Below are 11,020 nucleotides of genomic sequence, written 5' to 3'. Positions count from 1 at the left end.
CGGAGAGCCTGACGGCTCTTAAGTTGGGCCTGACGGCCCAACTTCTCGGCCTGACGGCCGAGAAGCCTGGGGTGTCAGGCCTGACGGCCTGACAGTGGGGGTGTTCGGGCCTGACGGCCCGATGTGTAATGAGGTGTCAGGCCTGACGGCCTGACAGTGGGTTGGGCCAGTGCAAGAGGGTTTGCCCCTGGCGGGGCAAAGGCTTTGTGGTTCTGGCTTGGTGTTTTATGTAGGTGTCATGCCTGGCGGCATGACCGTGGGGTGGGGTGGTATTTGCCCCTTCCCTGCCGGTCAGGGGTGGGATTGTGTGCGCGCCTGCCGACGCGGGTGATGTCATCTTGGTTTTTGGGCAGGAATTTGATTTGACTCCTCCCCCTTGCCGGTCCTGTGAGGGCCTGTCGTTCCCGTGGTAGGCACGGTGCGGGGTTGGCTTGACGGCGGGTTGGTTTTCCCCCTGCTCGGAGTGTTGGGGGGTGAGCCTGAGGCGCGGGGCTACGCCCTCGCAAGTCGCCTCCTGCGATTCGGACTTCTGTGACAGGCCACGGGGTGCACCGCTCGCCGCCTGCCCCTCCTCCCCTGACGGGTCGTCGTTAGGCTCCCGTCGGTACACCAGGGCGTCGAACTCGTCCTCAGCGCGAGCGCACCCGGCCTCTCCGACCGGCGAGCTCGTCGTGATCTCGTCACGGAAGTCGTCCGGGTCCATTCCGCCGGCGAACGAGCCTCCCTGTGTCTTGCCCCGCTCCGGCAGCACCTGGTCCCGTTCCTGGCGCGGGTGGCGACCCGGGAGGCCTGCAAGGCCCTGGCCCGGTCGCTGGGCATGGAGACTCACGTGTGTGGGACGGGCTCACCGCGGCAACGGTGCTGGGTGAGAGTGCACGGTCGCGAGCGTTCGCAACCCGGCTAGCGGGACGGTCTGCTCCAGTTTTGCCGGGAGGGCAGCCTGAACCGCCCCGTGTCGAATGGAGACTCGATTTCGTGAAAGGATCGAGTCATGGCACGACCTTCCCGTTACCCGCTTGAGCTCCGCCGTCGTGCGGTGCGCATGGTCGCCGAGGTACGCGACGACTACCCGACCGAGACGGCTGCTCTGCAAGCCGTCGCCGAGAAGCTCGGTATCGGTTCCCGTGAGACGCTGCGGAACTGGCTGAAGCAGCACGAGATCGACGCGGGCCAGCGCCCGGGGACGACAACGGAGGAGTCCGCCCAGCTCAAGGCATTGAAGAAGGAGAACGCCGAACTAAAGCGGGCGAACGACATCCTGAAGGCCGCGGCGAGTTTCTTCGCGGCCGAGCTCGACCGGCCACTCACACGCTCGTAGCCTTCATCGACGAGCACCGGGCCCGCTTCGGCGGCGTCGAGCCGATCTGCAGGACGCTCACCGAGCACGACTGCAAGATCGCCCCCTCCACCTATTACGCACATAACAAGCGCCTGGCCGAGCCCTCGGCCCGCACCTTGCGCGACGAGGAACTCAAGCCGGTCATCCGCGAGGTGTTCGCCACCAACTACCGCGTCTACGGGGCCAGGAAGATCTGGCGGGAGTTGAACCGGCAGGGCCACGCGGTGGCCCGCTGCACCGTCGAGCGGCTGATGCGCGAGCTCGGCATCACCGGCGCGGTTCGCGGCAAGCGGGTGATCACCACGATCCCGGACGAGAAGGCGGAGCGGGCGCTGGACCGCGTTGAGCGCGACTTCGTCGCCGATGCCCCGAACCGCACCTGGGTCGCGGACTTCACTCACGTGGCAACCTGGGCCGGCGTCGTCTACGTCGCCTTCGTCGTGGACACCTTCTCCCGCCGCATCGTCGGCTGGTCCGCCTCCACATCGAAGGAGACCCAGCTCGTCCTGGACGCGCTGGAGATGGCCCTGTGGCAGCGCGACCGCGACCAACACCCCCACATGCGAGGCGAGTTGATCCACCACTCGGACGCCGGGTCGCAATACACGAGTTTCCGGCTCGCCGAGCACCTGGACGCCGCCGGCATCGCGGCGAGCATCGGCTCCGTCGGCGACGCGCTGGACAACGCCCTGATGGAGTCGACCATCGGCCTCTACAAAACCGAGTTGATCAAGCCTCAGCGGCCCTGGAAAACACTCGCCCAGGTCGAGCTGGCCACCGCCGAGTGGATCGACTGGTACTGCCACCGGCGCCTGCACGGTGAAATAGGCCACGTCCCGCCCGTCGAGTACGAGAACAGCTACTACCTCACGACCACGAAACCCCAGGTCACAACCACAATCTGAGCTCTCTACCGAACCCGGGGCGGTTCAGCCATCGCACACCAAAGCGCCCAGACTGGGGCGATGCCACATAACCTCTCCAAAGGCGCTTCCACACCGCCCTCTGCCCCCCAGACTTTCAAGGGCTACCTCGCGACCGTCACTCTCCATGCCGGCCACGCGGAGATCAAGCGCAAGCTCGCGGGCAAGCTGACCGGAGCAAAAGATTCCGTCATCTCGCTCGCCGACGTCATCAAAGTGATCTCGAAGCCTCCCACCCGACTCGTCAATGGGTACGTACAGCTCGCGACCAGCGCCGATCAAGGACAATTGGTCGTTGCTACTGCCGAGCGTGAGAAGGCCATCGTGAACAACAGCCGCACGGTGCTCTTCACCTGGAGCCAGCGCGAGACCTATGAGAGGTACTTCGACGCCGCGACTACCGGTGTGCGGCAGCAGGGCGGCAACCCCCTCGGCTAGAGGGTCGGGCGCCGGCGACCGTCCGGTCATCCCCGCGGTCGTCGAATCTCGCCATCGCGACAAATGTCGGGCTCCCGATTCGGCACCATGCTGTACAACGGCCGCCCCAGCACGGTCCACGGCGTCCTCTCTCCTGCCCGGCCGACGACCCCTGTGCCCTCCTACCGACGCCCAGACGTCCGCAACCACCACCAGGACCTGTCCAGCGTCGTGACCACCGGCAGCGGGCTCGACGGCTCGCTTCTCCTCTTGCTCGTCCTCGTTGCACTTGCGGCCGGAGGAGAACGGGGCGCCCGCAAGGAGCGCCCCGGCCCGCCGAGCCCTGCCGCGCTCTCCTCCAGCACCGGGCCCGAACATCGCCAGGTAGCCCGCACCCGCCGCGGCTACCAGCGCATGCCGAGTGCGTCGAGCGCGCGGATCCGGTCGGCGGGGAGACGTTCTCTGCGGCGGCGGGTGTTGCTGATCCACTGGCCCAGGCGCACGGGTTCACCGTCGACGTGCTCGATGTGACGCTGGGGGACGTCGAGGTGCCCTTCCCGGTGCTGGAAGGCGCGAGCGGCGGCCAGATGCTGCTCCGGCTTGCGGGTAGCCGGTTTCCGCCTCTCGGGGGGCAGCCCGGTGTTCTCGAGCAGGCCGAGGTCGGCCAGAAGCTGCTGCTGGGTGCGATGCAGGCGTTCGGGGTGGACTCGCTGATTGTGCAGCCACTCCCCCAAGCGGTGCCCGTCATCGGTGAGGTAGTCCCGGGGCACGTCGGTCAGGCGGTGGCCGGCCGCGTGACGTCTGCAGGCGGCGTGGTAGGCGCGGTGCCAGGTCAGGGGCCAGGGCGGGTTCCAGTGCGGGTCGAGGTCCTTCAGGGCCTGAGCGCGGCCTGGGGCGAGGTCGTCGGCTCGTTTGCGTTGGGTGGCGAGCCAGCGGCCGAGGGCGAAGCCGTCCTGGTGATGGTCGACGGGGGCGGCGAGGTGGTTGTGGTGGTGTGCGTAGGCAGTGGCATGAGCGAGGCCGCGTTCGAAGGCGTGCTGCTGGGGATTCCAGATGATGCCGAGACGGTCGAGGGCGGTGGTGCGGGAGGGGTCGAGGGCTCCGGTGGTGTGGAGGTGGCGTTGCCAGGTGAGCCAGCGGCCCAGCGGGTAGCCGTCGCTGTCCTGGTGGGTCTGGGGGGCGTCGAGGTGGTGGTGGGTGCGGTGGTAGCGGCGGGCTGCGGTGAGGCCGCGGCGCCATTCGGCGCTCTTGGGGTTGAGGACGCGCAGGGTGAGGGCGAGGGCGACTTCTTCTTGCTGGGTGGGGCGTTCGAAGTGGAGCCAGGCGCCGGGGTCCTCATTGCCGAGGGTGGGGCGGTGGGTGCGGGGGTCGGCGAGGCGGGCGGTGAGGCGTTCGTCGTGGGCGCGCAGGGCTTGGACGGTGCGCCACAGGGGGGTGTAGGCGTCGGCGCCGAGGAGGTCGTCGGGGTCTTCGTCGGGGGTGAGGTAGACCGGGACGATCAGGGTGGCCTTTTTGCCAGCGCCGGGACTCTGGCGTAGGGCGCGGCCGACGGCTTGGACGGTGTCGACAGGGCTGTTCTTGGGGTCGGCGAAGACGACGGCGTCGATGGCGGGGACGTCGATGCCTTCGCCCAGGACACGGGCGTTGGACAGGACGGCGGGCTGTTCGGGGTGGGTGTGGGTGGCGAAGTCGAGGAGGATACGGCGGCGGGTGCGGGGCGGGTGGGCGCCGCTGATCCACTGGGTCCACAGGCTGTCCGGCTGCAGGTTTGCGGGGAGGGCAGCTGCGGTGTCGGGGAGGGTGGTGGCGAAGGCGCGGGCGTCGGCCACGCGGTGGTGGAAGGTCAGGACCCGGCGCAGCTGGTGGTCGTGGATGGCTCTGAGGACGGCGACCTGGTGCCCGGCGAGGCGCAGTCCGTCGGCTCCTGCGCCTGGGCTGGTGGCGAGCCAGTCGCGCAGATCCATGTCCTGGATGACGGGGACGAGGATCTGGTAGTCGGCGAGGAGTCCGAGGTCGATGGCGTCGGAGAGGGTCAGTCGCCAGGCGACGGGGCCGAAGAGGTTTTCGTCGTCCATGGAGGCGACGGGCGTGTCGGTGTGGTCGGTGTCGGGGTCCCAGATGCGGGGGGTCGCGGTGAGGTAGAGGCGGCGGGCGGCGGGGACCTGATCGTCGTGGTGGATCCCCGCCCAGGCTTTGCCGAGACGTCCGGCGGTGCGGTGGGCTTCGTCGACAACGACCAGGTCCCAGGGCGGCAGGTGGTGTTCGCGGTGGGCGGTGATGACGGTGGGCAGCGAGGCGTAGGTCGCGTAGACGGTCACCGGGGCTTCGGGGGTGGCGAGTTCGGACAGCTCTGCGGGCTTCGTCGTCATGGGGACGTTGCCGACCGAAGGGTGCTCCATGGCCTGGCGGGACGAGCACACAGCCACCGCCGCGCCGGTGCGGCCGGCCGCATGCCAAGAACGCACCGTCTGGGAGAGCAGGTCCAAGGTGGGGACCAGGACCAGAACCCGCCCACGCGGTGCCACGCGGGCAGTGGTCCGGGCGGCGATCAAAGTCTTCCCGGTACCGCATGCCGCGATCACGCTCGCCCGTGAATGGGTGCGCAGCACTTTGACCGCTGCGGTAACGGCTTCCTTCTGATGCGGGCGGAGCTCGATCACGGCGGTCGGCATGCTCTCCTGGCCGGTTGTTGGTCGGGACGTGTCTTGTGTTGCTTTGGGGTGGTCGCTGGGGTGAGCGGGGCGTGCTGGTCGGCCGTTCCCTGCTTGGTGGCTCCGACGTTACAGATCGGTGCTGATCAGTGGGCGCAGTGTGGAGCCGTTGCGGTGTTTCATCACGTTGAGCTGGCTGGGGATGCGGCGGCCGAGTTCGGCGACGTGGCTGACGATGCCCACGGCTCGGTTGCCGGCTCGTAGTTGGTCCAGGACGTCCATGACTTCTTGGAGGTTCTGTTCGTCGAGGCTGCCGAAGCCTTCGTCGATGAACAGGGTTCCCAGGGGGCGGCCGCTGGCTTCCTGGGTGACGACGTCGGCGAGGCCGAGTGCGAGGGCGAGGGAGGCGGTGAAGGTTTCGCCGCCTGAGAGGGTGGAGGTTTCGCGTTCCGTGCCGGTCCAGGTGTCGAGAATTCTCAGTCCCAGGCCGGACTTGAGGCGTCCGCGTCGGCCGGCGTCCTTGTCGGCGCTGTGCTGGAGAAGGTAGCGCTCGGAGGTCATGGCCTGCAGCCGGATGTTGGCTGCGTCGGCGATCTCTTCGAGTCGGGCGGCCAGGACGTAGGCCTCGAGCTCCATGCTGAAAGTGTTGGCGGTGGTGGTGGCGGAGGCGATGCCGGCCAGACGGTCGGCGAGGGCGTGGCGTGCCTGCAGGGGTTCCAGGTCGCTGAGGCGGTGTTCGAGGGTGGAGATCAGTTCGCTCAGGGCGGTGGCACGGTGATCGGCCTGCTGGCGGGCAGCTGCGGTAGTCTTCATCCGTTCTTCGGCCTCGAGCAGTTCCTTGGCCGCGGCCTGTGGGGCGGCGGGGGGCTGGAGGCCGGCTTCGAGCAGGTTCGGGGTTTTCAGTAGGTCGGTGACGACGGCATCGTCCTTGCCCCACTGGTCGAGTTCCTGGCTCCACTGTTCGAGGAGCGCTGGGTCCTGGAGGGCGGCGGTTGCTTCGTCGAGTGTCGGGAACCCGGCGCCGTGGGCGGCGGTGATGGCGGTGGTCGTCGCGTCCTGGTGGCGGGCGGCTGCCTCGGCTGCCGTCCGGGCGGCGTCGATGGCGTCGGACAGGTCTTTGGTGGTGCGGCTGAGTTCGGTGATGCGTTCGCCGAGTGTGGTGGCGGTGCCGCGTGCGGCGGCCAGGGTTTCGGACAGGGTGGTTTGTTGCTGGGCCAGGGCTTTGGTGCGTGCTTGGCATTCGGTCACACGGTCGTGGGCTTCCTGGCGTTGGCGGGTGCGGGTGTCGGCCTCCGTACGGAGTCGGGCCAAGGTCTCCTGGGTTGAGGGCAGTGCGCTGGCGGCGTTGCACGCGGCCCGGTGGGCTTCCTTGACCTTGTTGAGCTGTGCCTTGAGCTCCTCGTAGGGGGTGGGGCCTGCTGCTCCGGTCGCTTCGGCTTGCTGCGTGGCGAGCTGGTTGCGGTGGCCGCTGGCCTGGGCGTGCAGGGTGTCGGCCTGTTCGTGAAGGGTGCGGGCCTTTTCCTCGTCGTCGCGTGTGGGCTGGTTGGGCTGTCGTTGCGCCGGTGCCGGGTGTTCGGGCGAGCCGCACACCGAGCATGGGGCTCCGTCGATCAGTTCAGCGGCCAGTTCTCCGGCCATGCCGTCCAAACGACGTTCACGTAGGTCCAGCCATAGCTTTTTTGTCTCGAGGGCTTCGGCGGCGCGGTCGGTCTCCGTCTGTGTGGCGGAGGCGAGATCGATGGTGAGGGTGTCGCGGAGGCGTGCAGCCTGGAGATGGGCGTTGAGTGCCTGGATGTCCTGCTCATGTTGCGGTACCTGGTCGGCTGCCTTGGTCATTTCGGCGAGGAGGTCGGTGTGTTCGGCCTCCAAAGCAGGCCATGCGGCCAGCCATTGCCCGGCTTCCTCGAGGTCGGCGCTTGCCTGCTCTTCTTTGGTGTTGAGTTCGGCGATCTGGGTGTTGAGCAGGGTGTGGTGCTGTTCGTCGGGCAACAGCCCTTCGACGCGTCCCCTCTCTGCGTGATGCTGCTCGATGACGTCCCGTAGCTGGGGAATGCCGGCACGACGGTACTCGTCGGCCAGCCGGGTGCGGGCGTTGTCCTCGGCGGTCGTGGCCGTTCCCAGGACAAGTGCAGTGTCCTGCACGGCGTCCAGGAGGGGGCGCAGCCGTTCGGTGCGTCGGCCGCTGTCCAGTCGTGAGCGGAGCCGCGGGTGGTCGGCGGCCTTGTCGTCGAGGGCTGCGCGTCGTGCTTGGGCCTGGGCGTGCTGGGCTTGGTGGTTGGCGAGCTCGTGAATGCGCTGGGCTTCGGCTTTGGCGTGCTGGTGTTCGCTGTCGCTGCGCTTCTCGTCGGCTACCGCCGTGGTGTGGGCGTTACGGGCGAGCGTGTGCAGCTGCTGGGCCCAGGACAGGACGTCAGCGGGGTGTTGGATGCCAGGTCGGGTCGGTTCGTCGGCACTGGTGCCCTCCTGGTGGAGGAGAGGGCCTGCTTCCTGATAGATGCGTTCGCTGAGCCTCTGGAGGGTGGTGGTGACCTCGTCAAGGTCCTTCTGGGCGGCTTTGCTTCGGTTGGTGAGCCATACCTGCAGTTCCTGGAAGCGTCCGGTGTCGAAGAGCCGGCGCAGCAGCACGGCGCGGTCCTTGGCGTCGGATCGCAGGAAGGTGGCGAAGTCGCCTTGCGGCAGGAGAACGACCTGGCAGAACTGTTCCTTGGACAGCCCCAGGACCGCTTCGATCTCTCGGGCGGTGTCCTGCTGGTTGGCGCTGACCGGCTCCCACCGCGCAGCACCGTCTGTGGTGCTGGTCTGTTGGTGCAGCTCGACGGTGGCCTCGACGGTAGCGGTGCCGGTCTTGGCACGTTTGCTGGGGTAGGTCTGTTTGGGCTTTCGTGTGATCTTGAGCCGGCGTCCGGCTGCGCTGAACTCGAGAATGACGTGGGTGCGGGTGTCGGTGGGGGCGTGGTCGCTACGCAGGCGGTGGGTGGGGCGGACGCCGGGCACGGTGCCGTAGAGGGCGAAGCAGACGGCGTCCAGGATACTGGTCTTCCCGGCCCCGGTGTCACCGCGCAGCAGGAATAGACCGTTGCTGGTCAGAGCGTCGAAATCTACGGCTTCTGTGCGGGCGAAGGGCCCGAATGCCTGGACCGTCAGTTGGTGGAGGTACATCAGCTGGCCTCTCGTGCGGCGGCTGCGGTGCGGACGCTTTCGAGTCCTACTTGCAGCAGGTTGCGCTCCGGGACGGTGGCGGGGACGCCGGTGACGTGATCGAGGAAGCCGAGCGTGATCTCGTGGTCACTGCGGCCGTTGACACGGGATCGGTAGGACTCCTGGGAGGTGGCCTGCTGCTGGGAGAAGCTCAGCTTCAGGGCGTGGGGGAAGCGCTGCTGCAGGCGTTCCATGGCCATGTGGGGCCGGTCGGGGTCGGTGAGCGTGATGTGCAGCCAGCAGTCCTCGTACTCGGCGTGCCCGGGGTGGGTGAGCAGGTCGTTGAGCGTGCCGGTCAGCTGACGCAGGTGGCGGGGCACCGGGCAGAGAATCTTGCGGGCCGTCAGGACGGAGTCGGCGTCCAGGTCGATCAGCCAGAGGGCCTTGGGGTGGCCGGCCTCGGAGAAGGAGTAGGCCAGCGGGGATCCGCTGTATCGGATGCGTTCGCTGACCTGCTGGCAGCGGTGCAGGTGCCCCAGTGCTACGTAGTCGACTCCGGTGAAGACGGAGGCGCCGACCGAGGGAACACCTCCTGCGGTGATGTCACGCTCGCTGTCGCTGGTGTCCGCTCCGGTGATGAAGGCGTGGGCCAGGACGACGGACCGGGTGTTGTCCGGGCGGGCCGCGAGATCGGCGCGGACCTTGTCCATCGCCGCATTGAGCACGGCATGATGGGTGGGCTTTTCCGCCCCGAGGCGCGTGTGGACCAGGCCGGGCTCGAGGTAGGGCAGGCCGTAGAAGGCGACCGGTCCGTGCTCGTCGTGCAGAACCGCGGGGCGGGCGCTGTCCTCCACGCTGGTGCGCAGGTGGATCCCCGCGCGCTCGATCAGCCGGGCGTTGACGCCGAGGCGGCGCGGCGAGTCATGATTACCGCTGATCATGACGAGCGGTACCTGGAGGTCAGCGAGTTCTCCGAGGACCCAGTTGAACAGGTCGATCGCGTCCAGGGGCGGGATGGCCCGGTCGAAGATATCGCCCGCGACGACCACCGCCTCGACGCGCTCCTGGCTCGCTGTGTTCAGCAGGTGTTCGAGGAAGGTGCGCTGCTCTGCGAGGAGTGGCACCCGGTGCAGTTGACGGCCCAGATGCCAGTCCGAAGTGTGCAAGATCCGCATAAGCGCAGACGCTAACCATCAGGGCGGGTGTTACGGGCGGCTTTCCTGATAAACGAGCCTGGCTACGAAACTGAACAGATAGACGAAAAGGTTCTTGGGGGCTGCGGTTGAGCAGCGGGTGCCGGATGAGTAGTGGTGCTTTTACGGCTGCTATGACGTAGTGCCGACAGTCGGCAGCATCGCTCTGTCCAGGCAGCGTGGAAGCCGGTTCGGCAGGGAGAGTGCCGGCCGGAAGCGCACGGATCCTCGAGTACGTACCGGCGGCCCGTGCCGATGATGATCCGGTTTTGGCGGCAGAAGCCCCATCCGTGCCGCTGTTATCCGCCGAAGCCCGTTCCGCCCGGGTGCGCACGCCGGTCACGTCTGCCGCCCGTCGATCGCAACCGTCGGACAGCACAGTACCGCGTGGTGAACTGCCTCGGCGGGCTATCGGATGGTGGAGAGGTCACGCTCGCTTTCGCCGAGGACGGGGTGATGGGAGCCTCTTGACGCAGAACGGTTCGTAAAGCGCAGCGAACGCGGCAGGTCGTCCGTGACGACCTGCACAATCTGGCGGACCTGACCTGACCTGACCGAACTTTGCGTCTGCTGCGACCCGCAACGGAGCTGCAGCGGGTCGTGTGCCGCACGACGCCCGTCTGGCTTTGTGCGGCACCTTCCCTCGCTTGTGTGGCCACCCGATCGGCGCCCAGCAGTCCCTTCAGGAGCCACTGTTGCTGGGAAAGGGCGGGTGGTGCGTGGTTGGTGGGGTCAGGAGCCGGTCAAGGATCGCATCGTGTTCCTGGTAGACGATGCGACCGCCTGTCAGCAGTGCCTGGCCGAGCTCAGTGCCGGAGTGGGCCTCGGGCAGGAAGCCGATCGGGATGGCTGAGGCTGTCTCCCCTGCCTGCCGGACCAGGGCCACTTCCATGGCCACGAGTTCGGCTCCATAGGTCTGTTGCACGGTGGCCGCGATCTGCAGGCCGGCGGTGTCAAGGTCACCCGCGTATCGCAGGGGTACTCCTTGGTCGAGGGCGAGCTGAAAGAGGGTGTGGTCGACGGCGCGGAGCTGGCCGCTGGTGCAGGCCAGAGGCTGGGTGCTACCGCGGGTGAGAGCTTCTTCCAGGATCGAGGGGTTCTCGACGACGGTCAGGGGCGCGGGCCCCAAAGTCGGCGGTGAGATGGTGAGGTCGAGGAGGGTAAGCGCTACGGGTGCGTTCGAATCGCGCAGTCGGCGGTCGATGGGGCCGTCACCCGTTGCTTCCACGTTGTGCAGGAGCACGGTGGAGGAGAGGCGATCGGCGATGGGTGTAGATCTATTGAGGGTTCTGGCGATCAAGCCGCCGGCATGAGCGTGTCGCGGTAGCGGGCCTGGTGATTGCGGGTGAACTCTTGCTG

The 11,020-nt window shown here is 67.7% G+C and carries 6 protein-coding genes; 2 read left to right on the top strand and 4 right to left on the bottom strand.

What is annotated here, in order from left to right; genetic code table 11:
- Nucleotides 1-991: 991 nt before the first annotated feature.
- A protein-coding gene (locus ACIQZO_RS40140) for an IS3 family transposase (RefSeq protein WP_403636323.1) occupies nt 992-2,244 on the top strand; the annotation gives its coding sequence in 2 pieces (ribosomal slippage) (nt 992-1,274 and nt 1,274-2,244; 1,254 coding nt in all).
- A gap of 60 nt (nt 2,245-2,304) precedes the next feature.
- Nucleotides 2,305-2,700, top strand: a complete 396-nt coding sequence (locus tag ACIQZO_RS40135) for a hypothetical protein (protein ID WP_403636321.1) — start codon at nt 2,305-2,307, stop codon at nt 2,698-2,700.
- 383 nt (nt 2,701-3,083) lie between these two features.
- Here the strand turns inward: ACIQZO_RS40135 and ACIQZO_RS40130 are convergent, their stop codons facing one another.
- The 4 genes from ACIQZO_RS40130 to ACIQZO_RS40115 all read right to left on the bottom strand — a co-directional run bounded on the left by ACIQZO_RS40130 (nt 3,084) and on the right by ACIQZO_RS40115 (nt 10,961).
- Nucleotides 3,084-5,351 (bottom strand): Helicase associated domain protein, encoded by a 2,268-nt coding sequence (locus tag ACIQZO_RS40130; RefSeq protein ID WP_403636319.1) that lies wholly within the window; start codon nt 5,349-5,351, stop codon nt 3,084-3,086.
- A gap of 108 nt (nt 5,352-5,459) precedes the next feature.
- Complete coding sequence (locus tag ACIQZO_RS40125; protein ID WP_403636317.1) at nt 5,460-8,489, bottom strand: AAA family ATPase; 3,030 nt, start codon at nt 8,487-8,489, stop codon at nt 5,460-5,462.
- Nucleotides 8,489-9,643 (bottom strand): exonuclease SbcCD subunit D, encoded by a 1,155-nt coding sequence (locus tag ACIQZO_RS40120; RefSeq protein WP_403636315.1) that lies wholly within the window; start codon nt 9,641-9,643, stop codon nt 8,489-8,491. The genes ACIQZO_RS40125 and ACIQZO_RS40120 overlap by 1 nt, the downstream gene beginning before the upstream one ends.
- A 700-nt stretch (nt 9,644-10,343) precedes the next feature.
- Nucleotides 10,344-10,961, bottom strand: coding sequence for a DUF2399 domain-containing protein (locus ACIQZO_RS40115; RefSeq protein ID WP_403636313.1), 618 nt, complete (start codon nt 10,959-10,961; stop codon nt 10,344-10,346).
- Nucleotides 10,962-11,020: the final 59 nt, after the last annotated feature.

The sequence above is a fragment of the Streptomyces sp. NPDC097617 genome, from assembly GCF_044761485.1.
Classification (GTDB): Bacteria; Actinomycetota; Actinomycetes; order Streptomycetales; family Streptomycetaceae; genus Streptomyces.
This window is presented reverse-complemented; position numbering and strand designations above follow the sequence as displayed.

Coding starts and splice junctions, on each gene's coding strand:
- ACIQZO_RS40125 (WP_403636317.1), bottom strand. CDS start 8,489: ATGTACCTCCACCAACTGACGGTCCAGGCATTCGGGCCCTTCGCCCGC.
- ACIQZO_RS40130 (WP_403636319.1), bottom strand. CDS start 5,351: ATGCCGACCGCCGTGATCGAGCTCCGCCCGCATCAGAAGGAAGCCGTT.
- ACIQZO_RS40120 (WP_403636315.1), bottom strand. CDS start 9,643: ATGCGGATCTTGCACACTTCGGACTGGCATCTGGGCCGTCAACTGCAC.
- ACIQZO_RS40135 (WP_403636321.1), top strand. CDS start 2,305: ATGCCACATAACCTCTCCAAAGGCGCTTCCACACCGCCCTCTGCCCCC.